The sequence below is a fragment of the Bradyrhizobium sp. 44 genome (assembly GCF_023073095.1).
GTDB lineage: Bacteria > Pseudomonadota > Alphaproteobacteria > Rhizobiales > Xanthobacteraceae > Bradyrhizobium.
On sequence record NZ_JADPIY010000016.1, the window covers coordinates 483,567 to 509,189 of the forward strand.

General features: G+C 64.0%; 28 protein-coding genes. 22 read left to right on the top strand and 6 right to left on the bottom strand.

The features are described from left to right. The first annotated feature begins 130 nt into the window (after positions 1-130). The 8 genes from IVB41_RS18750 (at position 131) to IVB41_RS18785 (ending at position 4,017) form a co-directional block, all read left to right on the top strand. Positions 131-904 carry a ferredoxin--NADP reductase gene (locus IVB41_RS18750; RefSeq protein ID WP_247433732.1) on the top strand — a complete coding sequence of 258 codons (774 nt, stop codon included), beginning with the start codon at positions 131-133 and terminating at the stop codon, positions 902-904. Positions 905-1,010: 106 nt separating this feature from the next. After that, positions 1,011-1,337: a hypothetical protein gene (locus IVB41_RS18755; protein ID WP_027517320.1), complete on the top strand. Its 327-nt coding sequence runs from the start codon at positions 1,011-1,013 to the stop codon at positions 1,335-1,337. Between the two features lie 105 nt (positions 1,338-1,442). Further along, entirely contained in the window at positions 1,443-2,699 is a 1,257-nt protein-coding gene (locus tag IVB41_RS18760) for a cytochrome P450 (protein ID WP_247433735.1), read from the top strand. Positions 2,700-2,837: 138 nt separating this feature from the next. Then, on the top strand, positions 2,838-3,020 hold the full coding sequence (locus tag IVB41_RS18765) for a hypothetical protein (RefSeq protein WP_247433738.1): 183 nt from the start codon (positions 2,838-2,840) through the stop codon (positions 3,018-3,020). Positions 3,021-3,029: 9 nt separating this feature from the next. Then, positions 3,030-3,230 carry a hypothetical protein gene (locus IVB41_RS18770; protein ID WP_247433741.1) on the top strand — a complete coding sequence of 67 codons (201 nt, stop codon included), beginning with the start codon at positions 3,030-3,032 and terminating at the stop codon, positions 3,228-3,230. Between the two features lie 3 nt (positions 3,231-3,233). Further along, positions 3,234-3,461, top strand: coding sequence for a hypothetical protein (locus IVB41_RS18775; RefSeq protein WP_247433744.1), 228 nt, complete (start codon positions 3,234-3,236; stop codon positions 3,459-3,461). A gap of 15 nt (positions 3,462-3,476) precedes the next feature. Further along, positions 3,477-3,740, top strand: coding sequence for a hypothetical protein (locus IVB41_RS18780; protein WP_247433747.1), 264 nt, complete (start codon positions 3,477-3,479; stop codon positions 3,738-3,740). Positions 3,741-3,774: 34 nt separating this feature from the next. After that, positions 3,775-4,017, top strand: a complete 243-nt coding sequence (locus IVB41_RS18785) for a hypothetical protein (protein WP_247433749.1) — start codon at positions 3,775-3,777, stop codon at positions 4,015-4,017. 37 nt (positions 4,018-4,054) lie between these two features. On the opposite strand, the gene IVB41_RS18790 is transcribed toward IVB41_RS18785, so the two are convergent. Continuing rightward, a complete protein-coding gene (locus IVB41_RS18790; protein WP_247433753.1) occupies positions 4,055-5,305 on the bottom strand; it encodes a DUF763 domain-containing protein in 1,251 nt (416 codons plus the stop codon). Between the two features lie 127 nt (positions 5,306-5,432). Between IVB41_RS18790 and IVB41_RS18795 the strand changes: the two genes are divergently transcribed. After that, positions 5,433-6,581 (top strand): mechanosensitive ion channel family protein, encoded by a 1,149-nt coding sequence (locus IVB41_RS18795; RefSeq protein ID WP_247433756.1) that lies wholly within the window; start codon positions 5,433-5,435, stop codon positions 6,579-6,581. A gap of 78 nt (positions 6,582-6,659) precedes the next feature. Here IVB41_RS18795 and IVB41_RS18800 read toward each other — a convergent pair whose 3' ends face one another. Next, positions 6,660-7,640 (bottom strand): tripartite tricarboxylate transporter substrate binding protein, encoded by a 981-nt coding sequence (locus IVB41_RS18800; RefSeq protein ID WP_247408159.1) that lies wholly within the window; start codon positions 7,638-7,640, stop codon positions 6,660-6,662. A gap of 115 nt (positions 7,641-7,755) precedes the next feature. Between IVB41_RS18800 and IVB41_RS18805 the strand changes: the two genes are divergently transcribed. Genes IVB41_RS18805 through IVB41_RS18835 form a run of 7 tightly spaced genes read left to right on the top strand, consistent with a single transcriptional unit; the run spans position 7,756 to position 13,920 of the window. Further along, a complete protein-coding gene (locus tag IVB41_RS18805) occupies positions 7,756-8,463 on the top strand; it encodes a TetR/AcrR family transcriptional regulator (RefSeq protein WP_247286633.1) in 708 nt (235 codons plus the stop codon). Between the two features lie 29 nt (positions 8,464-8,492). Beyond that, a complete protein-coding gene (locus tag IVB41_RS18810; protein ID WP_247434826.1) occupies positions 8,493-9,377 on the top strand; it encodes an amidohydrolase in 885 nt (294 codons plus the stop codon). Then, the gene (dctA, locus tag IVB41_RS18815; protein ID WP_247433759.1) at positions 9,374-10,675 is read left to right on the top strand and encodes a C4-dicarboxylate transporter DctA; all 1,302 of its coding nucleotides are present in this window, start codon (positions 9,374-9,376) and stop codon (positions 10,673-10,675) included. The genes IVB41_RS18810 and dctA overlap by 4 nt, the downstream gene beginning before the upstream one ends. A gap of 39 nt (positions 10,676-10,714) precedes the next feature. Further along, complete coding sequence (locus tag IVB41_RS18820; protein WP_008552603.1) at positions 10,715-11,428, top strand: PIG-L deacetylase family protein; 714 nt, start codon at positions 10,715-10,717, stop codon at positions 11,426-11,428. Beyond that, positions 11,425-12,108 carry a 4-carboxy-4-hydroxy-2-oxoadipate aldolase/oxaloacetate decarboxylase gene (locus tag IVB41_RS18825; protein ID WP_027569479.1) on the top strand — a complete coding sequence of 228 codons (684 nt, stop codon included), beginning with the start codon at positions 11,425-11,427 and terminating at the stop codon, positions 12,106-12,108. The genes IVB41_RS18820 and IVB41_RS18825 overlap by 4 nt, the downstream gene beginning before the upstream one ends. Before the next feature lie 19 nt (positions 12,109-12,127). Beyond that, positions 12,128-12,997, top strand: coding sequence for a hypothetical protein (locus tag IVB41_RS18830; protein WP_247433762.1), 870 nt, complete (start codon positions 12,128-12,130; stop codon positions 12,995-12,997). Continuing rightward, positions 12,997-13,920, top strand: a complete 924-nt coding sequence (locus IVB41_RS18835; RefSeq protein ID WP_247433764.1) for an NAD(P)-dependent oxidoreductase — start codon at positions 12,997-12,999, stop codon at positions 13,918-13,920. The genes IVB41_RS18830 and IVB41_RS18835 overlap by 1 nt, the downstream gene beginning before the upstream one ends. A 12-nt stretch (positions 13,921-13,932) precedes the next feature. Here the strand turns inward: IVB41_RS18835 and IVB41_RS18840 are convergent, their stop codons facing one another. Further along, on the bottom strand, positions 13,933-14,244 hold the full coding sequence (locus IVB41_RS18840) for a hypothetical protein (RefSeq protein WP_247360687.1): 312 nt from the start codon (positions 14,242-14,244) through the stop codon (positions 13,933-13,935). 213 nt (positions 14,245-14,457) lie between these two features. Then, a complete protein-coding gene (locus IVB41_RS18845; protein WP_247433767.1) occupies positions 14,458-15,696 on the bottom strand; it encodes an amidohydrolase family protein in 1,239 nt (412 codons plus the stop codon). A gap of 143 nt (positions 15,697-15,839) precedes the next feature. Here IVB41_RS18845 and IVB41_RS18850 point away from each other — a divergent pair, with 143 nt between their 5' ends. The 5 genes from IVB41_RS18850 to IVB41_RS18870 all read left to right on the top strand — a co-directional run bounded on the left by IVB41_RS18850 (position 15,840) and on the right by IVB41_RS18870 (position 20,684). After that, on the top strand, positions 15,840-16,259 hold the full coding sequence (locus IVB41_RS18850; protein WP_247360432.1) for a nuclear transport factor 2 family protein: 420 nt from the start codon (positions 15,840-15,842) through the stop codon (positions 16,257-16,259). Between the two features lie 178 nt (positions 16,260-16,437). Next, a complete protein-coding gene (locus IVB41_RS18855; protein ID WP_247433772.1) occupies positions 16,438-17,346 on the top strand; it encodes an amino acid ABC transporter substrate-binding protein in 909 nt (302 codons plus the stop codon). Positions 17,347-17,566: 220 nt separating this feature from the next. Next, positions 17,567-19,618, top strand: coding sequence for an FUSC family protein (locus IVB41_RS18860; RefSeq protein ID WP_247433775.1), 2,052 nt, complete (start codon positions 17,567-17,569; stop codon positions 19,616-19,618). After that, positions 19,615-19,821: a DUF1656 domain-containing protein gene (locus tag IVB41_RS18865; RefSeq protein WP_027569486.1), complete on the top strand. Its 207-nt coding sequence runs from the start codon at positions 19,615-19,617 to the stop codon at positions 19,819-19,821. The genes IVB41_RS18860 and IVB41_RS18865 overlap by 4 nt, the downstream gene beginning before the upstream one ends. Further along, complete coding sequence (locus IVB41_RS18870; RefSeq protein WP_027569487.1) at positions 19,818-20,684, top strand: HlyD family secretion protein; 867 nt, start codon at positions 19,818-19,820, stop codon at positions 20,682-20,684. Before IVB41_RS18865 ends, IVB41_RS18870 begins: the two co-directional genes overlap by 4 nt. 27 nt (positions 20,685-20,711) lie before the next feature. Here IVB41_RS18870 and IVB41_RS18875 read toward each other — a convergent pair whose 3' ends face one another. Together IVB41_RS18875 and IVB41_RS18880 are read right to left on the bottom strand one after the other, a co-directional pair. Continuing rightward, a complete protein-coding gene (locus tag IVB41_RS18875; RefSeq protein WP_247433778.1) occupies positions 20,712-21,923 on the bottom strand; it encodes an acyl-CoA dehydrogenase family protein in 1,212 nt (403 codons plus the stop codon). 41 nt (positions 21,924-21,964) lie between these two features. Further along, positions 21,965-23,590: a long-chain fatty acid--CoA ligase gene (locus IVB41_RS18880; protein ID WP_247433782.1), complete on the bottom strand. Its 1,626-nt coding sequence runs from the start codon at positions 23,588-23,590 to the stop codon at positions 21,965-21,967. A gap of 178 nt (positions 23,591-23,768) precedes the next feature. Here IVB41_RS18880 and IVB41_RS18885 point away from each other — a divergent pair, with 178 nt between their 5' ends. Next, positions 23,769-25,622, top strand: a complete 1,854-nt coding sequence (locus IVB41_RS18885; RefSeq protein WP_247433785.1) for an NAD(P)/FAD-dependent oxidoreductase — start codon at positions 23,769-23,771, stop codon at positions 25,620-25,622. Position 25,623: the final 1 nt, after the last annotated feature.

Here is a 25,623-nt window from a genome sequence, read left to right on the forward strand (position 1 = left end):
GGCTCCTTGTCCTTAACTGCAACGCTTCCGATCTTGGGCAGCCTTGACCGCGGGATCAAGCCGGATTATTCATTAGTATACAAATGATCGTGTACAAACGACGCATAGCTGCCGCCTACGGAAGGGTGAGATGAGCAATTTCAATCAGGAAGCCGTTTTGGGCGTCCACCACTGGACCGACACGCTGTTCTCCTTCAAGACCACCCGCAGCCCGACCTTCCGCTTCCGCAACGGCGAATTCACCATGATCGGGCTCAAGGTCGGCGAGAAGCCGCTGCTGCGGGCCTACAGCGTCGCCAGCGCCAATTACGAGGACACGCTGGAGTTCTTCTCGATCAAGGTGCCGGACGGCCCACTCACCTCACGGCTCCAGCATCTGAAGGAAGGCGACGAGATCATCGTTAGCCGCAAAGCCACCGGCACACTGGTGATCGACAATCTGGAGGACGGCCGCAACCTGTACCTCATCGGCACAGGTACGGGCCTTGCGCCGTTCCTGAGCGTGATCAAGGACCCCGAGACCTATGAGCGGTTCGAGAAGGTCGTGCTGCTGCACGGTTGCCGGCACGTCAAGGAGCTCGCCTATGGCGAGATGATCACCGAAACTCTGCCAAAGGACGAGCTGATCGGCGAGTACATCCGCAACCAGCTGATCTACTATCCGACCGTGACGCGCGATCCCTTCCGCAATCGCGGCCGCATCACCGACCTCATCACCTCGGGCAAGCTGTTTTCCGACATCGGCCTGCCGGTACTGGAAGCCGCCCACGATCGCGTCATGATCTGCGGCAGCCCGGCGCTGGTGGCGGACACCCGCGTGCTCCTCGGCGAGCGGGGTCTTATCGAGGGCAATCACGGCGAGCCGGCCCAATTCGTGGTCGAAAAGGCTTTCGCCGAGCGCTAGGCCCGGAACTCTCGCGCAATAAGACCGTATTTTCGCCGCCGCGCGCCCGTTGCGGCGCCGATTCGGCGCGCGATACACTGTGGGAACGAATCAGCGGAGTTCCCACATGGTTGCGGACAGCGACAGCAACATCGCCTGGCACCGGGTTCAGTTGAAGAAGAACCGCGCCGAGTTGAAGGCGCTCGAGACCGCGCGCTTCACGATGGGCGAGATCGCGTCTTCGAAGCGGAACGGCCAGACCCAGAAGGCGGTCGGGGAACTCAAGCGCAAGATCGTGCAATCCGAGCGCGTGATCGCCGATCACGACAAGCGCACGCGCCGTCCGCTCACCACCGACCTGCGAAGCCTCAGCAACGGCAGCTGGAGCAATTGGGACGCCTACACCAATCAGCAGCAGCGCAAGATCGGCCCGCGTTCGCCCGGGCGGGGGTAGCGACTCTCACACCTGAACCGATGACGAGGCGGAGGTTCCGCACCCCTTGCGCGGGCGGCGTCGTGCACCATCTCGGTGAGACCCCGTCAACCGCTGCGGTGATCCATGGCACCACGCCTCGATTTCACCAGCGAGGCCTTCTTTCGCGATCCGCCCAAGGCGATCGCAACGTTGCGCATGTCCGGTCCTGTGGTCGCGATCCGATTTCCTCTCGTCGGCGATGTCTGGATCACCACGACCCACGAGGCCACGGCGCAAGTCCTGAAGGACGGCAGCAATTTCACGCTGCGCAAGGAGGATGGCCACGTCGCAGGTCTGCGCTGGTGGATGCCGAACTGCGTCAGAACCATCGCCAACAACATGCTGACGATGGACGAGCCGGACCACACAAGGCTGCGCAGCATCGTGGACGAGGCTTTCCGCCGCCGCGCGACCGTCGCGATGGAGCCGCGTATCCGCGCCATCGCGGACGGTCTCGCCGACGAGCTATTCTCGGCAGGAAGCCCGGCCGATCTCGTCCAGCGCTATGCCCGCATCCTGCCGCTCGCGGTGATCTCCGAGCTGCTTGGGTTGCCGTTGGCCGATCGCCCTCGCTTTATCGCGTGGGCCAATACAATGTCCTCGCTCACGAATGTCGCCAGCTTCTTCCGCCTGCTGTTCGCGTTCCGAAAGATGCGAGCCTACCTCGAACGGCAGTTGCAGATTGCGCGCGTGCGGGGCGGCGACGGCTTGATTGCGGAGCTGGTCCAGGTCGAGCGCGAGGGCGGCCAGATCACGCCCGACGAAATGGTGTCGATGGTGTTCCTGCTGCTCGCGGCGGGCTCCGAGACCACCACGCATCTCATCAGCGGTTCCGTCTACGAGCTCCTCAGAAATCCTGGCGTCCGCGACTGGCTGGCACAGGACTGGAGCCGCGTGGGGCTTGCGGTGGAGGAATTCCTGCGCTTCGTGTCGCCGGTGCAGTTCTCCAAGCCGCGCTATGTGAGGCGGGATATCGAGCTCGCGGGCGTGCGTCTCAAGAAGGGCGATCGCGTCATGGTGATGCTCGCGGCCGCGAACATGGACCTGGCGGTGCATGAGCGTCCCGAGAGCCTCGATCCCGCGCGCAAGCCGAACCGTCACTTGTCCTTCGGAACGGGCATCCATTTCTGCCTCGGCCATCAACTTACCCGGATCGAGGCAGCGTGTGCCTTGGAAGCGCTGTTTGTGCGATGGACGAAACTTGGCTTTGCTGTGGACGTGTCTCAGATCCACTGGCGCAAGCGACCGGGCATGCGTGCGATCGCGAATCTCCCCGTCGTGCCCGACGGCCACGGAGCAGCTGGATCGATGATGGTTCGTTCCCAGCGAGCGGCCTGCTGAGACTTACACCTTGCGAATAATTTTCTCTGCACTCGTCGGTAGGAACGGCATGTCGTTTCTCTCGTTGTTTTTCGGACATTAGAGGCCGCGATGAGTTCCTCCGGTCGATGTCGCAGACCAACAACAGGAGACAGCATCATGACCGGCAAGATGCCACCTGTTCCCGCCGAGAACCAAAGCCCGAAGGGAACCGGCGACAGCAAGCAAGTGTCCTCGACTGCCCCGCACGGCCAGCAGCGTGCGCAAAATCCGGACCAGCAAGGGCAGCAGGGCAACATCAAGCAGAACACCACCAACCAAGGCCATCAGCAAGATCGCTGAGGAGGTGACATGTCGACATCCACCAAGACACCGAACAGCATCCGTCAGGGCGGACCTGGCGCTTCGCATGAGAATGCGAAGGCACCGCTCGAATTGAAGAAGCCACCGGCGGACGACCCGCAGCGCAACTACAGCCGCGTCTCCGGAGGCGGTGGCGAGCACGATTCACACCATAGACATGACGAAGCCGGAAAAGGCGGAGGGAGGTGAGGCATGACCAATAAGCAACCCAAACTCTACGCACCGACCGAAAAGGATCTGCACGAAAATCCCATGATCGGCGGATCGAAGGGCGCAACGATGGCCGGTATCTCGCCTGAGGACCTCGAGGACGCCCTAGGCGAGAACACGATCGAAGGCGATGTCGAGAACGACGTAAACGCCGCTGGCGGCATCGACAAGGACGTCGCGCGCAGCGGCGCGCGCCGACGAGACCGATAGCTCCGGAGGACGAGCATGCAAGGCAAGAAGACCCACGAGCAACAGGTTCGCATCCTCGAGCGCAAGCCGGATGTTCCAGACGCGCGAGAGCTTGACCAAGCGATCGGCCACAATCCGGAGGACTCGGCCGTCCATCGCGCGCGACCTGAGGCGCGGCAGAGTGAATTTCCGGTGAGCCGGGGCGGCCTCAACCAGGAAAGCGACCACAACAAGCACAACGATCCCGGCCAAAGCGGACACAAGCCCCCGAAACCGACGCCGGCACAGCAGAAGCACTGAGCTTCACGGGCGATCAAAGCAAGAGGAGAAAAAGATGCCAGGTGGTCATGGCAGCAAGACGCATTTCAGATCGGGCATGCACGGCAAGGGCGACGGCACCGGCGCCATGACGGACGTGCCCAAGGACAAGATCGGCGACAACATGGTCCTGTCCAACCGCGACAAGGCGCAGCACTTGGACATTCGCGGCATGGACGGCAAGGCGATCCAGACCGACCAATATCAGGATCATTCGGCCAACCGGCTCGACGAGGAGCCGGGCACCGACGAGACCTGAGAGAGGCGTTCCTCCCGACCAACTCGCGGACCGGTGTTCAGCCGGTCCGCTTTTTTGTCGATGCAAGGTCGCGTTCCCAGCCAAACACTGAGCGGCCGTCGAGATCAGGCGAGGCCGCACGCTCCCCGGCGATGAACGCATCGACAGACGGCCCACGCGCAGTGCGCTCCAGCCGCCGCGCCTGGTCGTCGAGACGCTTGAGGGCCTGCATCGCTTCCTCGCGCCCGAGCTTTGCGCTCTGAATCGCCCCCTTCAGCACGCGAATGGTTTCGTCATATACCTTGATCGGAACGGGGTAGGGATACCGGTCCTTGCCGCCGTGGGCGAGCGAGAAGCGGGCGGGATCGTTGAAGCGGTAGGGCGCGCCGTGCACGACTTCGGCGACCATCGCCAGCGAACGCACGGTACGCGCGCCGACGCCGGGCGTCAGCAGCAGCTCCGGAAAGTCGACCGGGCCGCGTTCGGCCGCCGCCGCGAGTGTGCCGTGCAGGCGGCGCGCAAACACGTCCTTGGGCCGCACGTCGTGATGTGCCGGCATGATCAGGTGCGGCAGCATCGCCTGCGCTGGCGCGGACGCAGTCCCGGTGAGTCGCTCGAATTCGCAGACGATGCGATCCGGGCCGAGATCGCTCAGAAGCTCAAGCTGCGCGGTGCGGGAGATATCGGCGCGATGGTCGGTGAGATTGACGATCTCGCCTTGCAGCGGCCCGTCGATCGCGCTGTGCGGCGTATCGACAAAACTCTTCAGCGCCTCGGAATGCCAGTGATAGCGGCGGGCCTGCCGCTTGTCGCCGTTCATGCCCTGCTGCACCACGGTCCATTTGGCGTCGGCGGTGACAAAGAAGCCGTGGAGGTAAAGGTCAAAGCCGTCCTGGACCGCGGCGCTGTCAACCTTCGCAACGAGGCGACTCGCACGCGTGAGCTTTGCGCCGTCGAAGCCGACGCGGTCGCCGAGCTGCATCAACTCGTCCGGGGTCTTGCGCGAATGCTGGCCGCGACCGCCGCAGACGTAGATTCCGAGCTCATCCTGGAGCGGGCCTAACCCCCGCTTCAACGCGCCTATCACGGAGGTCGTGATGCCGGAGGAGTGCCAGTCCATCCCCATCACAGCGCCGAACGACTGGAACCAGAACGGGTGCGAGAGCCGCTGCAGGAATGCATCGCGTCCGTAGTGATGCACGATCGCCTGCGTGACGATCGCGCCGAGCGAAGACATGCGGGTCGCCAGCCAGGGTGGAACCCGGCCGGTGTGAAGGGGAAGGTCGGCGCTGCCGGTCCGTCGAGTCATGATCGACCAGAAATAGCGCAGTTCGGCGATGATTGCACCAGAGGGGATGCTGCATTGCACCGATCAGGGGAGCGAACCACGCTGCAATGCGTTGAACGGCAAGCGCGAAGCAAATGCGGGGACTTTAATGAATCGGCAGACCCTCTTGGCCGACATCGACAGGATGTTCGGGTGGATACCGTCGTGGTTCGTCGGCCTCTGCCTGGTCGCTGGCGCGATCCTGATTGCCCTGTCGATGTATCATCTCTCGGTTTGGCTGTTCAACCGCGCCTTCGGAACCCGCCTCCCGCTCATGAGCGTGTTCATCGCGCGCACGGCTGGCCCTGCTCAGCTGGCCCTCAGCCTTGCCGCCGTAGCATTGGTGCTGCCGCTCGCGCCGCTGGACGACGCTTTCCGCACGCCGCTGACGCGCCTGTTCGTCGTCGCCTTCATCGCGCTGATCGGCTGGATCTCGATCCGGATCGTGGATATGAGCGCGGCACGGTATCTCCTGAACTTTCGCGACGTCACCGAGAATTTCGTCGCGCGCAAGCACGTCACCCAGGTCCGCGTTTTCAAGCGCGTCACCGATATCATCATCGTCATCATCACAGTGTCGACCGCGCTGATGACGTTCGACTCGGTCAGGCAATACGGCGTCAGCCTTTTCGCCTCCGCCGGGGCCGCGGGTATCATCGTTGGTCTTGCCGCCCGGCCGCTGCTGAGCAATCTGATCGCGGGCATGCAGATCGCGATCACCCAGCCGATCCGCATCGAGGATGCCGTCATCATCGAGAACGAGTGGGGCTGGGTGGAGGACATCGCCGCGACCTATGTGGTGATCCGGCTGTGGGACTGGCGCCGCATGGTGGTGCCGCTGTCCTATTTCATCGAAAAGCCATTCCAGAACTGGACCCGCGACACCGCGTCCCTGATCGGCGTGATTGCGTTCCATGTCGATTATCGTGCCGACGTGCCGCGGATCCGGCGTTGGCTGGAAGAAGCAGTGAAGGAGTCCAAGCTCTGGGACGGCGAGGTGGTCAATCTCCAGGTAATCGACGCGGATGCTCGCACCATCGAGCTTCGCGCCCTCGTCAGCGCCAGGAACGCGCCGCAGTCCTGGGACCTGCGCTGCGAGATGAGAGAGAAGCTCATCGCCTTCATCCGCGACGAGATGCCGGAAGCGCTGCCGCGCGAGCGCGCGATCCTGATCCCGTCGGGAGGAAACGACGATGACGCCGATTTCGTGCGGCGTGCCGCGCCGCCGGAGAAGATGCGGGCGAGCGCACGCAACTGACCTACGTCGCCTTCGTGGCGCCGCAAGCCGGTCTGGCGCTGGATCGTGTCCAGCGCGCCGGTCCTCATGCGAAGCACCTCATTGCGCTCGGATGTCGGCGGCCTTCAGCACCGGCTCCCATTTGGTCGCCTCGGAATGCATGTAGGCGTCGAATTCCCTCGACGACGAACCGACCGCGGCTGCGCCGATCTTGCCGAGCGTCGACAGCACGTTCGGGTCCTGCAGCGCCGCCTTCAGATCGGTTTCGAGCTTCGCCACGATCTCCGGCGGCATTTTTGCCGGGCCAAGAACGCCCCACCAGACGGAGACGTCGTAACCCGGCACGCCCGACTCGGCGACGGTCGGAACATTGGGTAGCGCCTTGGAGCGTTCGGCCGAGGTCACCGCGAGCGCGCGCACCGGACCGCCTTCGATCTGGCTGATGGCTTCCGCAAGTGGATTGATGCTGAGCGGGATGTCGCCGGCGATCACAGCGGTCAGCGCGGGGGCGCCGCCCTTGTAGGGGATCGCGACGATCTTGGTGCCGGACATGTATTTCAACAGCTCACCGGCGAGATGCGCCGAGGTGCCGTTGCCGGACATACCGTAAGAGAGCTTGTCAGGGTCCTTCTTCGCCGCAGCGAGGAGATCGCCGAGCGTCTTGTAGGGGCTGTCCTTGGCGACGACGATCGCCAGCGGCGAGGAGGCGACTTCGGTGATCGCGGTAAAGTCCTTGAAGGTGTCGTAAGGCACGCTCGGATAGATGAACTGGTTGAGGGGATGACCGCTCGCGACCAGGATCAGCGTGTAGCCGTCGGGGGCGGCTTGCGTCAGTGCCTGCGAGGCGACGATGCCGCCGGCGCCGGGGCGGTTGTCGATCACCGGCTGCTGGCCCCAGGTTTTCGCCAATGCCTGTCCGAGCGTGCGCGCGAGCACGTCGACCGCGCCGCCGGCAGCGTAGGGCACCAGGATGTGAACCGGTTTGCTCGGATAGCTGTCGGCGGCCTGCGCGGCGCCGCCTCCCAGCAGCAGACCGGCACCCAGCATCAAGCCGCCGATCTTCTTGTTCAAACCCAGCATTTTCCAGCACTCCTTGCGAGCATTGCGTGTGGACCGTCGGTCTTTCGAACCGTCCGGACGCCGCCCATGGTTCTTGTTGACGAGACCTGATCTTTTGTACGATAGTACAAATCACATGACGCGCAACCCCGCCAGCAAGGAAACGGCCCGCAAGCCGAACATGCGCGAGGCAATTCTCGCCGCGGCCGAGGAGCTGTTCGCCACCAACGGCTTCAACGCCGTGTCGGTGCGCGATATTGCACAGGCCGCCGGCGCCAATCCCGGCAGCGTCACCTATCATTTCAAGACCAAGGACGGCCTGCTGCTGGAGATCTACCGGCGCCATTGCGGGCCAATGAATTTGCGCCGTTCCGAGCTGCTCGCGGCCGCCAAGCGCGTGCGCGATCTCCAGGACCGGCTCGAAGCGGTGGTGCGGGCCTATGTCGTGCCGGCCTTCACCTCGGGCAGTGATCTTGCCGGGGGCGGGGCGCGGTTCACGCGGCTGCGCGCGGTGATGTCCGCGGAGGGCAATGAAGTCGCGCGAAAGATCATCGCACAGACTTTTGACGACACCAGCCACGCCTTCATCGATGCTGTTCACGAAAGCCTGCCGCACGTTCCGCGCACCGATATCGTCTGGCGCAGCCACTTCCTGCTTGGCGCACTCTATTATTCGCTGGTGACGCCGGATCGCGTCTCGCGCCTGTCGCGCGGCGAGGCCGACGGTAGCGATGCCGCAAGTGCCATCGAGCAATTGGTGCAGGCCACCGTGGCCGCGTTTCAGGCGCCGGCGCTGGATCAGGCGCCAGCACGGCGACGGCCGGTCGTCAGCAGCAAGACTTGAAGACACGATCTGGTCCGGCGGTTTATCCGATGGCAATGATGTACACGCCGACCATTCCGCCGCCCAACCCGAACACGCGCACGCCGAAGTTCAAGCTGCCGAAGCTGGCATGCGATGCGCATTGCCACATCTTCGGGCCCGGCGCGAAATACCCCTACGCGCCGGACCGTTCTTACACGCCGCCGGATGCGCCGCTCGCCGATTTCCGCACGCTACATGCCAAGCTCGGAGTCGGGCGAGCCGTCATCGTCAATGCCAGTGTGCACGGCACCGATAATACGGTGGCGCTCGATGCCATCGCGCAGAGCAACGGAGCCTTTCGCGCGGTTGCCAATATCGACGACACCATCACGGAGCGTGGGCTCCGCGTGCTGCATGAGGGCGGATTCCGCGGCTGCCGCTTCAATTTCGTTCGCCATCTCGGCGGCGTTCCCGACAAGCGGGTGTTCGACCGCATCGTCGCGATGGTCGCGCCGCTCGGCTGGCACATCGACCTGCATTTCGACGCGATCGACCTGCCCGAATATGCCGACACGCTGACAAGGCTGCCGCTGAGCTACACGATCGACCATATGGGGCGGGTGAAGGCGTCCGAGGGGCTCGATCAATTGCCGTTCAAGATCCTGGTTGAGCTGATGCAGCGCGACGAGAAGTGCTGGGTCAAGATCTGCGGCTCGGAGCGAGTGTCATCGGCCGGTCCGCCGTTCACCGACGCCGTGCCGTTCGCGCGAAAGATCGTCGAAACCGCGCCCGACCGAGTCATCTGGGGTACCGATTGGCCACATCCCAACGTCAAGGCGATGCCGAACGACGGCGATCTCGTCGATCTGATCCCGCTGTTCGCGCCGGAGCCGGAGTATCAGCAGAAGATCCTCGTCGATAATCCGTCGCGCCTGTTCGAGTTCGAGCAATGACGGCGCTTGCAATCGACAAGCCACGCGGCCGCGCCTGGTGGAAGGAGCTCTGGATCCAGGTGCTCGTCGCCATGGCGGCAGGCATCGCGCTTGGGATCGTCAATCCCGAGGTTGGCGCCAGGATGCAGCCGCTTGGCGACGCCTTCATCAAGGCGATCCGGATGCTGATCGCGCCGATCATCTTCTGCACGGTCGTCCATGGCATCGCGCATATGGCCGACATGGCGCGGGTGGGGCGGGTCGCCGTCAAGGCAATTGTCTATTTCGAGATCATGACTACGATCGCGCTGATCATCGGCCTCATCGCGGTGAACGTGCTCAAGCCCGGCGTCGGCATGAACATCGATCCAGCCAGCATCAATGCCAGCGCGATCGAGCCCTATGTCAAGCAGACCGGCGTGATCGGCTTCGTGCCGTTCCTGATGAACATCGTGCCTGCGACGTTCGTCGGCGCCTTTGCCGAGGGCAACATCCTCCAGGTGCTCTTCATCGCCGTACTGTGCGGATTTGCGCTGGTGCAGCTCGGCGAGCGCGCCGCGCCGCTGGTCAGTCTCATCGACATCGCCGCCAAGATGGTATTCACCGTGGTCGGCTTCGTGATGTGGGCGGCCCCGATCGGCGCGTTCGGCGCCATCGCCTTCACGGTCGGCAAGTTCGGCGTCGGCTCGCTGGCCTCGCTCGGCAAGCTGCTGGGCGGCTTCTATCTCACCTGCGTGATCTTTATCATCGTGGCGCTCGGCCCGGTCGCGCGGCTGTGCGGCTTCTCGCTGCTCAAGCTGATCCGCTACATCTGGGAAGAGCTCCTAATCTGCATTGCCACGACATCGTCCGAGACGGTGCTGCCGCGCATGCTGACCAAGCTGGAGCAGGCCGGCTGCGAGCGCAGCGTCGTTGGGCTGGTGATCCCGACCGGCTATTCCTTCAATCTCGACGGCACCTGCCTCTACCTTGCCGCCGCCTCGGTGTTCCTGGCGCAGGCGACCAACACGCCGTTCGGTCTCGCCGAGCAGATCGAGCTGCTCTTGATCCTGCTCGTGACCTCCAAGGGCGCGGCGGGCATCGCGGGGGCCGCCTTCGTCGTGTTGGCGGCAACGCTGTCCGCCACCGGCAGCATTCCGGTGACGAGCGTGGCGCTCGTGCTCGGCATCCACCGCCTGATGTCGCAGGGGCTGACGCCGACCAATCTGATCGGGAACGCGGTCGCGACGATCGCGATTGCCAAATGGGAAGGCGCGCTTGATGGCGACCGCCTGAAGCGCGTGCTCGACGGCGAGGAATCCGCTGTCGCGGCTCGATGAACCGATGACATTGACGAACGAAAGAGGGGAGTTTGTCCCATGAAAACAGGTCTCGTGATCACGGCCCATCCGGGCGATTTCGTCTGGCGCGCCGGCGGCGCCATCGCGCTGCATGCGAAGAAGGGCTATCGCATGAAGATCGTCTGCTTGTCCTTCGGCGAGCGCGGCGAGAGCCAGTTCGCCTGGAAGGAGAAGGGTGCGACGCTGGAGTCGGTCAAGGCCGGCCGCAAGGATGAGGCGGAGCGCGCTGCAAAACTGCTCGGCGCCGAGATCGAGTTCTTCGATTGCGGCGACTATCCGCTGAAGCTGACGGAAGCGCATTTCGACCGCATGGTCGACATCTACCGCGAGCTCAATCCAAGCTTCGTGCTGACGCATGCGCTGGAGGATCCCTATAATTTCGACCACCCGAACGCCGCGCACTTCGCGCAGGAAACGCGCGTGGTCGCGCAGGCCATGGGCCACAAGCCGGGTGCGCAGTACAAATATTCGGCGCCTCCGGTGTTCCTGTTCGAGCCACACCAGCCCGAGCAGTGCAATTACAAGCCGGACCTGCTGCTCAAGATCGACGAGGTCTGGAAGGAGAAGTACGAGGCATTCCAGATCCTCGCCGCGCAGAAGCACCTGTGGGGCTATTACGAGCGCGTCGCGCTCAATCGCGGCATTCAGGGCAGCCGCAACACCGGCGTGCCGATGACGTATGGCGAGGCTTATCAGCGCCTGTTCCCGACGGTTGCGGAGGAGCTGGCATGAAGCCGGTCGTCGTTCGCAACATCAAGCGTGCCGATCCCGCCGGGATGGCGGAGTACGGCGTCTCGACCGTGCACGAGGCCTATGGCCGCATCGGCCTGATGAAGCCGTATCTGCGGCCGGTCTGGCCGGGCGCGGCGATCGCCGGTCCCGCCGTGACCGTGCTGGCGCAGCCGGGCGACAACTGGATGATCCATGTCGCGGTCGAGCAGTGCAGGAAGGGCGACATCCTCGTCGTCGGCTGTACCGCCGACAACACCGACGGCATGTTCGGTGAGCTGCTCGCGACCTCACTGCAGGCGCGCGGCGTGCAGGGGCTGATCATCGATGCCGGCTGCCGCGACGTCAGGGCGCTGCACGAGATGGAGTTTCCGGTGTGGTCGCGCGCGGTCTCGGCCAAGGGGACGGTGAAGGCGACGCTCGGCGCGGTCAATGTCCCCGTGGTCTGCGCCGGCGTCAATGTTGATCCCGGCGACATCATCGTAGCCGATGACGACGGCGTCGTAGTGGTGCCGAGGCGCCATGCGGCCGAAGTCGCCGAGAAGGCGAAGAAGCGCAACGCGGACGAAGCCGGCAAACGCACGCGGCTGGCTTCGGGCGAACTGGGCCTCGACATGTACGGCATGCGTGAGGCCTTGGCGAAGGCCGGGCTCGTCTATGTCGACAATCCCGAGGATGTCTGAAGAGAAGTGGAGCGGGCCGATGGATCGTCTCAAGCTGAAGGCCGTGCTCGGCAGTCACCTCCATGTCCAGGCGGTGAGGAGCGGTGAGCTCCGCTCCGACCCCTTCGATCTCGATTTCATCGCGTACACGCCGACCAACACCGCGTTCAAGCCGATGGTGCGCGAGCAGGCCTTCGATGTCTGCGAGATGGCGATCGTCACCTATCTGATGGCGAAGGCGCATGGCAAGCCGCTCGTGCTACTGCCTGCCACCATGCTCGGTCGCTTCCAGCATTCCTACGCGCTCTATAATCCTGCGCATGGAATGCTCGGACCGTCGGATCTCGAAGGCAAGCGCGTCGGCATCCGCTCCTTCACGACCACCACCGGGGCCTGGATCAGAGGCATCCTCGCCAACGACTACGGCGTCAATCTCGACAACATCCGCTGGGTCACCTTCGAGGATCCGCACGTCGCCGAATATGTCGACACCACTGAGCGCGCGCCGAACGGCAAGAAGATCTTGCAGATGCTGATCGACGGCGAGCTCGACGCCGTCCTCGGCGAGACCTCGACCGATCCCAAGCTGAAGACGCTGTTCCCCGATCCGGCCGCGGAAGCCGCCAAATGGTACGCCCGTCGCGGCGTCGTGCCGGTCAACCATCTCGTGGTCGTGACCGAACAGTTGGCGAAATCGCGTCCTGACGTGGTATCGGGCATTTATGATCTCCTCAAGGAAAGCAAGGCGCAGGCGGGATCGGCGGCAACGCCCGATCTTGTGCCGTTCGGGATCGACGCCAACAGGAAGCCGCTGGAGCTGATCGTCGACTACGCCTTCCAGCAGGCGCTGATCCCGCGCCGTTATGCGGTCGAGGAGCTGTTCGACGAGACAACGCGAGGACTGAACTGATGGCGGGCGATCCCAAGCGATGGCAGATCGGACTGGTCGGTTACGGCGAGGTCGGCAGGATCCTGGCCGAGGATTTGCGCCAGCAGGACATCAAGGTCTCAGCCTTTGACATCAAGCTCGGTGGCGAGCAGGGCGCACCGCTGGTGGAGCATGCGGCGAAATTCGGTGTGGCGCTGGCGGCGTCTCACGCCGAGCTGACCGCCAAATCCGATTTCATCATCTCCGCGGTCACGGCGAGCCAGGCCGTGCCGGTGGCAAAGGCCTGCGCGGCCGCGATCAATCAGGGCACCTGGTTCCTGGATTTCAATTCGGCGTCTCCCGGCGCCAAGCAGTGCGCCGCCGCGCTGATCGATGGCGCCGCCGGACGCTATGTCGAGGGCGCGGTGATGACATCGGTACCGCCTTGTCGCATCAAGGTGCCGCTGCTGCTCGGTGGTCCCGGTGCCAGGGAGCTTGAGCCGCTCTTGAACGCGATCGGTTTTGCGGCAAAGGTTGCGAGCGACGAGCTCGGTGTTTCCTCGGCGGTGAAGATGTGTCGCAGCATCATGATCAAGGGCCTGGAGGCCATGGTCATCGAAAGCTTCACCACCGCGCGCGCCTATGCCGTCGAGGATGCGGTACTGGCTTCGCTGGCGGAAACCTTTCCCACGATCGATTGGGAGAAGCAGGGCGCTTATTGCTTCCAGCGCGTGATCGAGCATGGCCGCCGCCGCGCCGAGGAAGTCCGGGAGGTCGCCGAGACCGTGCGTGAAGCGGGGCTGACGCCGTGGTCCGCGCAGGGCACCGCCGAGCGGCAGGCCTGGGTGGCGGACCTTGCCGATGAGGGCCTGTTCGGAACGAAAGGCACCAAGGAGTTCGCCCGCAGCGCTGATTGGCGCACCGAGGCGGATCTAATCCTGGCGAAGATCAATCGCGAGAAATAGGGTGGCTCCTGCTCAGGACTTTGGCGTGCGACAGCCGGTGAGCTCGTCGCGGGTGCGTTCGATTAACGCCATCAGGTCTTCGGCCTTGTGGGCAAGCCGATCGTTCGCGACTTCGGTCCGGAATTCTGCGCGGATCGATCGAATACACTTGTCGGCGGTATCGAGCGTCAGGAGCATGCGCGTCAGGTCATCCTGTGTCCGGACGCCCGCCAGATCGAGGTCCGACAGGACGTGCCCGATGCCGTCGAGCCGCTTCAGGGCGGCCTCGCTGGGCGTTCTCGCTCGAATGGAGTGAGTGTCGATGCCGCTGAATGCGCTGAACATGTCGATGCTTCCCCGTTGAATGCAGACATCAGTGCCGGTCCTACTATGACCGGCACCGCGGGACTTGCAATGCGCGCAGCTATCGAGAATCAGCAAGAATCTACTATCCGGGAATCTACCGGATTCGGACTTGCGGAACGATCAGCGGTAACATCGAACGGAAGCTGCTCGGAAACAGGCCGCCCTTCAATGCAGATATGCATCGAGAGCGGATCAGCCGGGACTGAACAGAGTGGGCCGTTGACGCGCAAAAGTCTGCCGGCCGCTCTTGAAGCCCATCACGATATCCGGCAGCTCGGCGATGGCGAAGCGGCTGTCTTGTGTGTCGAGCACGACGAGATCGGCTGGATTCCCAACCTCGATCCCGTAATCCAGAAGGTTCATCAGCCGCGCCGGCAGCTCGGTCACGAGATCAAGGCAGGTATCGAAGTCGTTGACCGAGGCATGCGCGACGTTGGCGTAGAAATTCGCCATTCGCAGCAGTGAGGCATCACCGAACGGCGTGAACGGATTGAGCACGTTGTTGGTCGCAATCGAGCACACCACGCCGTCGCCGACGAGCTTGTGGGCGAGCGTCAGCCCGCGCGGCGCGTTGTGGGTCGCTTCGCGCCCCATCAGATAGAGATCGGTTGCTGGCAGCACGGTGACGGCAACGCCGGCCTTCGCCAGTTGCGCGGTGGCGGCCTTCAGCCGCTCCGGTGGCAGGGCGGAGAGTTTCGTCGCATGGCCGATTGCCACGCGCCCCCCGTAGTTGCGCCGCTCGGTCTGCCGGCAGACCTCGTCGAGGTGCCACCAGGAGGGATCGAGATCGAAATCGAGATGGAGATCGACGTCTACATCGAACGCCTCGGCGAGATCGAAGATGCGTGCGAGATGGGCGTTCGGATCGGTGTCCGTGTAAGGACAGCCGCCGATCACCTCGCCCCCGTCGCGCAGCGCCTGGACCAGAAGCTCCTCGCTGCCGGGATCGTTGGTGAGGCCTTCCTGCGGAAAGGCACAGAGCGACAGGTCGATCGCCCAGGCATAGTCACGCTTCAGCGCCTTCACCGCCTCGAAGCCGCGCAAGCCGATGCGCGGATCGATCTCGACGTGGGTTCGCATGCGCGTGGTGCCGTGGACGATGGCACGTTCGAGCACCCGGGCGCCGCGCGCGTAGACGTCCTCGACCGAGAAATCCTTCTTCATCCCGGAGACGGCGCGGATCGCTTCGGAGACGCTGCCGTGATCATGCCCGCAGCGGCCGAGCAGGCAGGCCTTGTCGAGATGGATGTGGCTGTCGACGAAGCCGGGCAGGGCGAGACGCCCGCCGACATCGACCTCGACGGCCTCGCAGGCGAGCGTCGGTTCGATGGCGGTGATCCGGCCGCGCGTGACGCCGATGTCCATCGGGTCGGCGGCACCACGCAGCAAGGCGTTGCGAAAGATGAGGTCAAAGGCGGGTTGCGCGGTCATGGCTCTTGCGGAAGGAATTTAGTGCATTCGGCCGCGTTTGGCGGCTCCAGATTGTCGGCAGTGTAGCGACGGAAATGTTCAAAATATATGCACGTATTCCCCGAGAGCGGCGTTAGTATTGCGCAAGCCCGGGAGAATGAGCCATGTCCGCTGCCGCAAAAGCCGAAGCCGGTCCGTCGTCCGACGCCGAGATCGTTGAAGCCTATCTCACGGCGTCGATGATCCCCGATCCGGACGCCGCGGCGGCCTATATGGCGCCGGGCACGGTGATCACCTTTACCGGCGGGCGCGAGTTCGATCATCCGCGGGGCCCGACCGGGTTCAACGCCAAGCGCTACCGCTGGGTCAAGAAGAAGATGGATCGGTTCGACGTCTGCCCCGGCGACGGTGAGACCGTGGTCTATAGCGTCGGCACGCTCTACGGCGAATGGATGGATGGGACCGCGTTCGAGGGCAACCGCTACGTCGACCGCTTCGTGGTGCGGAATGGCCAGATCACCAAGATGGACGTCTGGAACGACAGCGCCGAGCGGATCCTGGTCCAGCGCGGCATCGACGCGTAACAGCCATCCTGGCGCTTGAGGCGCCTCGACTCCAGGCGGACAAAAGGCCGGTCACCATATCGCAAGCCGCGATAGCTGATAGACGCAAGCTCGTCTGGCGGCTGCTGCGCGCCTGCGCTATCACCGATGCGATCGCTGCGCCCGGCATGGAGGCGCGAGCCTCCTCGAGGAGTTCCCGATGCGTTTACCCACTGTTGTCCTGGCCCTCACATGCCTTGCAACTGCCGCCTCCGCCGAAGACCTGTCGGGTACGCTTCAAAAGGTCAAAGAGACCAAGAAGATCACGCTGGGCTATCAGGAGGCCTCGGTCCCCTTCAGCTACCTCGACGGCAATCAGAAGCCGGTCGGCTTTGCCATGGATATCTGCCTCAGGATCGTGGATGCCGTGAAGAAGCAGCTCGGCATGCCCGACATCGCCGTCGACACCCTCGCGGTGACGTCGTCGAACCGGATTCCGCTGATGGTCAACGGGACGCTCGACCTGCATTGCTCGGCGACCACCAACAATGCCGATCGCCAGAAGCAGGTCGCCTTCACCAACACGCACTTCCTCAGCGCCACGCGATTTGCGGCCAAGAAAGCCGCAAAGATCAACACCATCGACGATCTCAAGGGCAAAGCGGTGACCGCGGTGGCCGGCTCCGTCAACCTGACGCAGCTCGCCAAGGTCAACACCGAGCGAAATCTCGGCATCAATGTGATGCCGGCCAAGGACCAGGCCGAAGCCTTCCTGTTGCTGGAAACCGATCGCGCCCAGGCCTACGCGCTCGACGACGTGCAGCTCGCGGTCGCGATCGCGCGCTCGAAGGAACCACAGCTCTTCATGATCAGCGAGGAGACGTTCTCGAAGCCCGAGCCTTATGGGATCATGCTGCGGCGGGAGGACGCGCCCTTCAAGGCGCTCGCCGACCGCGCGACCGCGGAGCTATACGCCAGCCAGGAGATCGAGGTCCTCTACAAGAAGTGGCTGGAATCGCCGACGCCGCCGAGCGGGCTCAACTACAACGTCCCGATGTCGCGCGCCTTGCGCAACGCCTTCAAGAAGCCGAGCTCCAGCTTCGATCCAGATGTCTACGTAGCGAACTGAGGCGAGGGCTGTCGCCGCCAGAGGGAGCGCGCGCAAGCGGCCCGCCGAGATGTCAGCAGGCCGTCGGGAACCCGCGCCGCCCTCGGGCCCTGCCGGGTGCGGGCCAGCTTGCTGATGCCGGCTCCGAGGAACTTGCGGTCACCTTCGCGACTCTCCAGCGCATAGGACCGCGGGTAAGCCGCCTGCAAGCCATGAAGACCGACGCCAAAGCGAAATAGCCATGCGCGCAGATGAGCCCTTCCTGGTCCGCCACGCGGACCTCATTTTCGCTTTGAAGACGTTCGCCGCGTCAATCCTGGCGCTCGTCATCGCGCTGGCAATGGATCTGCCGCGGCCCTATTGGGCGATGGCGACCGTCTACATCACTTCGCAGCCGCTGGCGGGCGCAACCAGCTCGAAGGCTTTCTTCCGCGTGATGGGCACGTTGGTCGGCGCGGTCATGACGGTGGCGCTCGTTCCGAACCTGATCGATGCACCCGAGCTGCTGTGCCTGGCAATCGCGCTCTGGGTCGGGCTCTGTCTTTACCTTTCGCTGCTCGACGGCACACCGCGCAGCTATGTCTTCATGCTGGCCGGGTATACGGTGGCGCTGATCGGCTTTCCTTCGGTGTCCGAGCCGGGCGCCATCTTCGACACCGCGGTGGCAAGGCTCGAGGAAATCTCGCTCGGCATCATCTGCGCCAGCCTGGTTTCGACCATCGTATTCCCGCGTAGCGTCGCGCCGGCTGTTGCCAATCGCATCGACAACTGGCTGGCGGACGCGCAGCGCCTGAGTCAAGTTGTCCTGCTGCGTCACGGGACCAACGAAACGCGCCGCGGCAAGCGCATCAAGCTTGCGACCGACATCGTCGAGATCGACACGCTTTCGGCCCATCTTGCCTATGACCGGCTGACCGACCGCAATGCCGTCGTCGGGTTAGGCGAAATCCGGCTCCGCATGCTGATGCTTTTGCCCGTGATCGCTTCGCTCGAGGACCGGCTGGCCGCGCTGGGGGAGGAGGCATTGCGGCGGCAGCCCGAGCTGAAGCGGCTCTTGCAAGATCTCGCGGGATGGATCACGAGCGACGTCAACGCTCGGCAGCCCGCCGAGCGGATTCGTGCCATGATCGCAGGGCAGCAGGCGATCCTCGACCACAGCGCCTCCTGGGAGCGGATCATCGTCACCAGCCTGTTGTGGCGGCTGCGCGAGCTGGTCGACCTCTCGCGCGATTGCCGCGCCCTGACGGAAGCGATTGCGGAGAACCGGATCGTCTCGTCCCTCGATCTGGACTTCCATTCCGAAGCCGGTGCCGCGCCGGTGCGCCACAGGGATCGCGGCCTTGCCCTGTGGTCGGCCGCCGGCGCGGCGTCGGCGATCCTGATCTGCTGCGCCTTCTGGATCGGCACCGGCTGGCCTGACGGCGCCTCGGCGCCGATGATGGCGGCCGTCGCGTGCTCGTTCTTTGCCGCGCAGGACGAGCCTGCACGCTTCATCCGCAGCTTCGGCCTGTGGTCGCTGGTCGCCATTGTCGTCGTCGCGATCTACCTGTTCGCGCTGGTGCCCGCAATCTCCCATCTCGAGGTTCTGGTCGCCGCGCTGGCGCCGACCTTCTTGCTCTACGGCTTCCTGATCGCGCGGCCGGCGACGGCGGGTACCGGCATGGCGCTCGCGGCCAACACCGCAACGCTGCTGGCGCTACAATCGACCTACAGCGCGGACTTCGCGGCCTACGCCAACTCCGCCGTTGCCTTCTTCGTCGGCGTCGCCATCGCCGAGCTTGTGACACGGATCGCGCGTGGGGTGGGGGCGGAGTGGATCGCAAATCGCCTGGTGCTGTCGAACTGGGAGACGCTGGCTGTTGCCGCCGAGCGGCGCGGCAAGGGCGATCGCGCTGAATTCGCAGGCCTCATGCTGCACCGGCTCGGATTGCTCGTACAGCGCATCGCCTTTCTCTCGGAGAGCGACCGGCGCGATACCGACAGCCTGGTCCAGCTCCGTATCGGAATTAACGTGATCGATCTGCGCCGTGCCCGCTATGGACTTGCGGCGTCCACCATTGCCGTCATCGACGACATGCTCGATCAGCTCGCTATCGCCTGCCGCAAATATGCGGGCGATGGGATGCCCGCCGAGCTTCTGACGAGCGTCGATCGGGCACTGGCCCGGGCGGTGAAGGATCCCAACGAAACGGCGCGCGAGGACGCCCTGGTGGGCCTCGTCGGCATCAGGCGCGGCCTGTTTCCGGATGCGCCGGCCTATCGGCCGCGTGCAGGCGAGAGTGTTGCGGCATGAGATACGTGATCGATATCTACGGTGTGCTCGTGCCAGCGCTGCTGTTGTGGATCATCATCGCCTTTGCCCTGAGTGCTCTGCTGCGCCGCTTCATGCAGCGCTTCGATCTCTATCGGCTGGTCTGGCACCGCGCGCTGTTCGATTTCGCGATCTTCGTCTGCCTTCTCGGCGTCGTCGTCTATCTCTCGGAGTATCTCGCATGAAGGGGAATTTCGCCTGGCTCGGTCGCCTCCTGCTGACTGCGATCGTCGTCGTCGCGGCGCTCGCTGTCGGCCGCGAACTCTGGGTCTATTACATGGAGCAGCCCTGGACGCGCGACGGCCGCGTGCGTGCCGACGTGGTGCAGGTCGCGCCCGATGTGTCGGGCTTCGTGACCGAAGTGCTGGTGAAGGACAATCAGAAGGTCCATCGCGGTGACGTCCTGTTCAAGATCGATCGCGAGCGTTTTGCGCTGGCGCTGCGGCAAGCCGATGCGTCGGTGGCCGGTCATCAGGCCACGCTCGATCAGGCCAATGCCGATTTGAAGCGCTACAGCGCGCTGACGACGGATGCGGTGTCACAGCAGAAGCAGGAGCAGGTTCTGGCCACCCAGCTCCAGGCCAGGGCTGCCTTTGACCAGGCCGTTGCCGACCGCGCGGTCGCCCAGCTCAATCTCGATCGCAGCGAGGTGCATGCCTCTGTGAACGGCGTGATCACCAACATGGATCTGCGTCCCGGCGCTTACGTGACGGCCGGGAAGGGCGTGATGGCACTCGTCGACATCGACACGCTGCATGTCGAAGGCTATTTCGAAGAGACGAAACTCGCGCGGATCCGAATCGGTGACAAAGTCCAAGTCCGCCTGATGGGCGAGAAGGTCACGCTTTTAGGCCATGTCGAGAGCATCGCTGCCGGCATCGAGGACCGCGACCGAGCCGAGGGCGCGAGCCTGCTCGCCAACGTCAACCCGACCTTCAGCTGGGTACGCCTCGCTCAGCGCGTGCCGGTGCGCATCGCGCTGGATCCGGTGCCTGAGAATATGTCGCTGGTCGCGGGACGCTCGGCGACGGTCGAGGTGTTGAAGTAGATGCGATTGCGATTGCCATCGCCCGATTCAAGCGTTCGAATATTTCTTCAGCTCGAACCGCGCGATCTGGTTCCTGTGGACCTCGTCCGGGCCGTCGGCGAGACGTAGCAAACGCGCGGTCGCATAGGCCTGGGTCAATCCGAAATCGTTCGACGTGCCGCCGCCGCCATGGGCCTGGATCGCCCAGTCGATGATCTGGCAGGCCATGTTGGGCACGGCGACCTTGATCATCGCGATCTCGGCTTTCGCCACTTTGTTGCCGACGGTATCCATCGCGTAGGCGGCGTTGAGCGTCAGCAGCCGGGCCTGCTCGATCATGATGCGGGCTTCTGCGATGCGTTCCTGCGTCACCGTCTGCTCGGAGACCGGCTTGCCGAAGGCGACGCGGCTGCGCACCCTCCGGCACATCTTCTCCAGCGTGCGTTCGGAGAGCCCGATCAGCCGCATGCAGTGGTGGATACGCCCCGGGCCGAGGCGTCCCTGCGCGATCTCGAAGCCGCGACCCTCGCCGAGCAGCATGTTCTCCTTGGGCACGCGCACATCGGTGAAGACGACCTCGGAGGCACGGTCGGGCACACCGTAGAAGCCGAACACGGGCAGGGCACGCTTGACCTCGACGCCTGCTATGTCCATCGGCACCAGGATCATGGATTGCTGCTTGTGGCGGTCCGCATTGTCGGGATCGGTCTTGCCCATGAAGATGCAGATCTTGCAGCGCGGGTCGGTCGCGTTGGTGGTGTACCATTTGCGGCCGTTGATGACGTAATGGTCGCCCTCGCGAACGATCGAGCTTTCGATGTTGGTCGCATCGGACGAGGCGACGGCAGGCTCGGTCATGGCGAAGCAGGAGCGGATTTCGCCCGCGAGCAGCGGCTTCAGCCAGCGCTCCTTGTCCTTCTCCGTGCCATAGCGCTCCAGCACCTCCATGTTGCCGGTGTCGGGTGCCGAACAGTTGAAGACTTCGGGTGCGAGATGCGAGCGGCCCATGACCTCGCAGAGCGGGGCATACTCAAGATTGGTCAGGCCTGCACCGTGGCCGGAGTCCGGCAGGAACAGATTCCAGAGGCCTTCGGCGCGCGCCAGCGGCTTCAGCTCCTCGACGACCGGATAGACTTTCCAGGGACCCAGCTCCTCCGCCTCGCGATAAAAGCGTTCCTCGTTCGGATAGATGTGCCGGTCCATGAAACTTTCGAGCCTGCGCTTGAGTTCGACGACTTTGGGCGACATCGGGTAGAGCATCTTTGTCTCCTTGATCGATGGACAGGCCGGGCGCAATCGGCTCAGGCGACGCGATACCCTTTGAATTTCTCGCGCAACGCTGATTTGAGCACCTTGCCGGTGCCGGTCATCGGGAACTCGTCCATGAACTCGACGGCGTCGGGCATCCACCAGCTCGCGATCTTCGGGCGCATGTGCTCGAGCAGCGTCTTGCCGTCGACGGTCGCGCCCTTCTTGCGGACGACGAGGAGCAGAGGCCGCTCCTGCCATTTCTCATGATTGATCGCGACCACGGCGGCTTGCAGCACATCGGGGTGAGACAAGGCGACGTCCTCGAGCTGGATCGAGGAGATCCATTCGCCGCCGGACTTGATGACGTCCTTGGAGCGGTCGGTCAGCGTGACGTGGCCCTGGGGGTCGATCACGGCCATGTCGCCGGTGATCAGCCAGCCGTCGCGGTCCAGGCCTTCTTCGAGTTTCATGTAGCCGGACGCAACCCACGGTCCCCGCGCGCGCAGATGGCCGACGCTCTTGCCGTCGCGCGGCAGCTCGTTGCCGCCGTCGTCGACGATCCGCAAGGCGGTGCCGAAACAGGCGCGGCCGGACACCTGGCGGCGGCCGAACTTCTCCTTGTCGTCGAGATGCTCGGAGCCCGGCCGCAGGCCAGGCATCGAGCAGCCGAGCGCCTCGGTCATGCCCCAGGCCTGGACGTAGTCAATGGCATACTCGCGCTTGAGCTTCTCGACCATCGCGCGCGGCGGCGCCGAGCCTGACGACAATGTTGCACGAAGCGTCGAAAACCTGTTGCCGGTGCGTCCGAGCCAGTCGAGCAGGATCAGCCAGAAGCTCGGCACGCCCGCGGACAGCGTCACCTTCTCGCCTTCGAGCAGCTCGTAGAGCTTGTCGGGCTCGTAATTGCGGCCGGGCAGCACCAGCTTCGAGCCGGTATAGGGCGCGGTGAACGGCATGTTCCAGCCGTTGCCGTGGAACAGCGGCGCCATCGGCATCATCACCTCGCGCACGCCTTCCAGGTGCCCGGGCAGGAAGTCGAAATTGCAGGAGACCATGGTCTGCAGGATCGCGGCGCGGTGCGAATAGATCACGCCCTTCGGATTGCCCGTCGTGCCGGAGGTGTAGCAGATGGTGGATGCCGATTTTTCGTCGAACTCCGGCCAGGCGAAGCCGGCGTCGTTCTCGTTCTCCAGCAGCTCCTCGTAGCAATGCACGTTGGCAAGCTTGGTCTGCGGCATCCGCTCGCGCGAGCACATCACGACATAGGCTTCGATCGATGTGAGCTGCGGCGCGATCGCCTCCACGATCGGCAGCGTGGCACGGTCGATGAACAGCAGCCGGTCGTCGGCGTGATTGACGATGTAGACGAGCTGCTCGGGGAACAGCCGCGGGTTGATGGTGTGCAGCACATAGCCCATGCCCGGCGCGGCGTAGAACATCTCGAAATGCCGGTGTGTATTCCAGGCCAGCGTGCCGACGCGGTCACCGGGCATCATGCCGAGCCTCTTGAGCGCCAACGCCATGCGCTTGATGCGCGGATGGGCGTCGGCATAGGTGTAGCGATGGATGTCGCCTTCGATCTCGCGGGCGACGACCTCGGCCTCGCCGTGATAATCGGCGGCATACTGGATCAGGCCGCTGATCAGGAGCGGCATGTCCATCATCAATCCCTGCATCGTCTCCTCCGGACCGCCATGTCGTTGCATGACGTACGCTTGTGATGTGCGTTTGAGGTTAGCGGAACGCCAGGCGACGTTCACGCCAAAAAGCGAGCGACGTGATTGCATGCGTCACTTTTTCAGGGCTAAGTGATGCGAGCTGCCGGCGAAGCAGTATCCGCCGGGGAGGAAACGGATGTCAGCGCAAAGACACAAGACCGGCGCAGCCGGCGAATCTACACTCGACATTGACGCACTCCGTGCGCGCTATCGCGACGAGCGCGATCGGCGCCTGCGCACCGAGGGCAAGGCGCAATATGTCGAGGTGACCGGCGAGTTCGGGCGCTATCTCGACGATCCCTGGGCCAATTCCGGATTCGCGCGCGAGGCTGTCAGCGAACAGACCGAGGTGCTCATCGTCGGCGGCGGCTTCGGCGGCCTTCTGTGCGGCGCACGACTGCGCGAAGCCGGCATCGATGATTTCCGGGTCGTGGAAAAGGCCGCCGATTTCGGCGGTACCTGGTACTGGAATCGCTACCCTGGCGCGGCCTGCGATACCGAGAGCTACATCTACCTGCCGTTGCTGGAAGAGACCGGGTACATGCCCGTTCGCAAATATGCACGAGCACCGGAGATCTACGAGCATTCGCGCCGCATCGGCCGCCACTTCGATCTCTATGAGCGCGCGCTGTTTCAGACCGTCATCACGCGCATGGAATGGCAAGAGCAGGAGGCAATTTGGCTGGTCGAGACCGATCGCGGTGATTGCATCCGCGCGCGCTTCGTCATCCTTGCTGGAGGCCCGCTGAGCCGTCCGAAGCTGCCCGGCATTCCCGGTATCGAAAGCTTCAAGGGACACAGCTTCCACACCAGCCGCTGGGATTACGCCTACACCGGGGGCACGGCCGAAGGTGATCTTAGTGGTCTTGGCGACAAACGCGTCGGGATCATCGGCACCGGCGCCACCGCCGTGCAATGCGTGCCGCATCTCGGCCGCTCGGCCAAGGAGCTCTACGTTTTCCAACGTACGCCGTCGGCGATCGGCGTGCGGGACGACCGCCCGACGGATCAGAGCTGGGCGCAGCGGCTCAGGCCCGGCTGGCAGCGCGAACGCATGGACAATTTCACCGCCGTGATCTCGGGCGAATCATTCGAACAGGATCTGGTGCAGGACGGCTGGACCGGCCTGCTCGGCGAGATACTGCTGGCACCGCGCCGCCAGTCCCAGCCGGTGACCTCGATCGAGGAGGCGCTCAAGGTCATCGAGCAGGCCGATTATCGCAAGATGGAGGAGATCCGAGCGCGCGTCGATGCGATCGTCAAGGACGAGGCGACGGCTTCGGCGTTAAAGCCCTGGTACAAGGCCTTCTGCAAACGGCCGTGTTTCCACGACGAATATCTCGACACCTTTAATCGCCCCAACGTGCATCTCGTCGACACCAGGGGACAGGGCGTCGATCGCATCACCGAGAATGCCGTCGTGGTCGACGGCCACGCCTACGAACTTGACTGCCTGATCTATGCCAGCGGTTTCGAAGTCGGTACCGATTACGCCCGTCGCATGGGCTTTGAGGTCTACGGCCGTGACGGCGTCAGCCTGTCCGAGCGCTGGCGCGACGGCGTCAAGACGATGCATGGCTTCTACAGCCGCGGCTTCCCGAACTGCTTCCTGATCGTCATGGTGCAGGCCGGCCAGAGCGCCAACTTCCCGCACATCATCGACGAGCAGTCGCAGCACATCGCCTACGTGATCGCCGAAGCGCGCAAGCGCAAGGCGCGAACCCTCGAGCCGACGCTGGCGGCCGAAAACGCCTGGGTCGAGGAGGTGGTCAAAGCCGCGCTCGGCCGCCAGACCTATCTCGCCGAATGCACGCCCGGCTACTACAACAATGAAGGCGTGTTCGATCCGATCGCGGCGAGAAACAGCCAGTATTGGCGCGGGCCGGTGGCATTCCTGCGGCTGCTCGACAAGTGGCGCAAGGAGGGCAATTTGGTTGGACTGGAACTGTCGTATGATCATGCCATGGAGTCGGCGCCTTCGTCCGGGTAAG

What these genes read in the sequence shown, in the direction of transcription:
- IVB41_RS18800 (WP_247408159.1), bottom strand. Translation starts at nt 7,640, where the DNA reads ATGCTGGGTTTGAACAAGAAGATCGGCGGCTTGATGCTGGGTGCCGGT.
- IVB41_RS18845 (WP_247433767.1), bottom strand. Translation starts at nt 15,696, where the DNA reads ATGACCGCGCAACCCGCCTTTGACCTCATCTTTCGCAACGCCTTGCTG.
- IVB41_RS18830 (WP_247433762.1), top strand. Translation starts at nt 12,128, where the DNA reads ATGGATCGTCTCAAGCTGAAGGCCGTGCTCGGCAGTCACCTCCATGTC.
- IVB41_RS18875 (WP_247433778.1), bottom strand. Translation starts at nt 21,923, where the DNA reads ATGCTCTACCCGATGTCGCCCAAAGTCGTCGAACTCAAGCGCAGGCTC.
- IVB41_RS18850 (WP_247360432.1), top strand. Translation starts at nt 15,840, where the DNA reads ATGTCCGCTGCCGCAAAAGCCGAAGCCGGTCCGTCGTCCGACGCCGAG.
- IVB41_RS18795 (WP_247433756.1), top strand. Translation starts at nt 5,433, where the DNA reads ATGAATCGGCAGACCCTCTTGGCCGACATCGACAGGATGTTCGGGTGG.
- IVB41_RS18750 (WP_247433732.1), top strand. Translation starts at nt 131, where the DNA reads ATGAGCAATTTCAATCAGGAAGCCGTTTTGGGCGTCCACCACTGGACC.
- IVB41_RS18835 (WP_247433764.1), top strand. Translation starts at nt 12,997, where the DNA reads ATGGCGGGCGATCCCAAGCGATGGCAGATCGGACTGGTCGGTTACGGC.
- IVB41_RS18880 (WP_247433782.1), bottom strand. Translation starts at nt 23,590, where the DNA reads ATGCAGGGATTGATGATGGACATGCCGCTCCTGATCAGCGGCCTGATC.
- IVB41_RS18780 (WP_247433747.1), top strand. Translation starts at nt 3,477, where the DNA reads ATGCAAGGCAAGAAGACCCACGAGCAACAGGTTCGCATCCTCGAGCGC.
- IVB41_RS18760 (WP_247433735.1), top strand. Translation starts at nt 1,443, where the DNA reads ATGGCACCACGCCTCGATTTCACCAGCGAGGCCTTCTTTCGCGATCCG.
- IVB41_RS18805 (WP_247286633.1), top strand. Translation starts at nt 7,756, where the DNA reads ATGACGCGCAACCCCGCCAGCAAGGAAACGGCCCGCAAGCCGAACATG.
- IVB41_RS18810 (WP_247434826.1), top strand. Translation starts at nt 8,493, where the DNA reads ATGGCAATGATGTACACGCCGACCATTCCGCCGCCCAACCCGAACACG.
- IVB41_RS18885 (WP_247433785.1), top strand. Translation starts at nt 23,769, where the DNA reads ATGTCAGCGCAAAGACACAAGACCGGCGCAGCCGGCGAATCTACACTC.
- IVB41_RS18785 (WP_247433749.1), top strand. Translation starts at nt 3,775, where the DNA reads ATGCCAGGTGGTCATGGCAGCAAGACGCATTTCAGATCGGGCATGCAC.
- dctA (WP_247433759.1), top strand. Translation starts at nt 9,374, where the DNA reads ATGACGGCGCTTGCAATCGACAAGCCACGCGGCCGCGCCTGGTGGAAG.
- IVB41_RS18825 (WP_027569479.1), top strand. Translation starts at nt 11,425, where the DNA reads ATGAAGCCGGTCGTCGTTCGCAACATCAAGCGTGCCGATCCCGCCGGG.
- IVB41_RS18775 (WP_247433744.1), top strand. Translation starts at nt 3,234, where the DNA reads ATGACCAATAAGCAACCCAAACTCTACGCACCGACCGAAAAGGATCTG.
- IVB41_RS18765 (WP_247433738.1), top strand. Translation starts at nt 2,838, where the DNA reads ATGACCGGCAAGATGCCACCTGTTCCCGCCGAGAACCAAAGCCCGAAG.
- IVB41_RS18865 (WP_027569486.1), top strand. Translation starts at nt 19,615, where the DNA reads ATGAGATACGTGATCGATATCTACGGTGTGCTCGTGCCAGCGCTGCTG.
- IVB41_RS18855 (WP_247433772.1), top strand. Translation starts at nt 16,438, where the DNA reads ATGCGTTTACCCACTGTTGTCCTGGCCCTCACATGCCTTGCAACTGCC.
- IVB41_RS18790 (WP_247433753.1), bottom strand. Translation starts at nt 5,305, where the DNA reads ATGACTCGACGGACCGGCAGCGCCGACCTTCCCCTTCACACCGGCCGG.
- IVB41_RS18770 (WP_247433741.1), top strand. Translation starts at nt 3,030, where the DNA reads ATGTCGACATCCACCAAGACACCGAACAGCATCCGTCAGGGCGGACCT.
- IVB41_RS18870 (WP_027569487.1), top strand. Translation starts at nt 19,818, where the DNA reads ATGAAGGGGAATTTCGCCTGGCTCGGTCGCCTCCTGCTGACTGCGATC.
- IVB41_RS18820 (WP_008552603.1), top strand. Translation starts at nt 10,715, where the DNA reads ATGAAAACAGGTCTCGTGATCACGGCCCATCCGGGCGATTTCGTCTGG.
- IVB41_RS18840 (WP_247360687.1), bottom strand. Translation starts at nt 14,244, where the DNA reads ATGTTCAGCGCATTCAGCGGCATCGACACTCACTCCATTCGAGCGAGA.
- IVB41_RS18755 (WP_027517320.1), top strand. Translation starts at nt 1,011, where the DNA reads ATGGTTGCGGACAGCGACAGCAACATCGCCTGGCACCGGGTTCAGTTG.
- IVB41_RS18860 (WP_247433775.1), top strand. Translation starts at nt 17,567, where the DNA reads ATGCGCGCAGATGAGCCCTTCCTGGTCCGCCACGCGGACCTCATTTTC.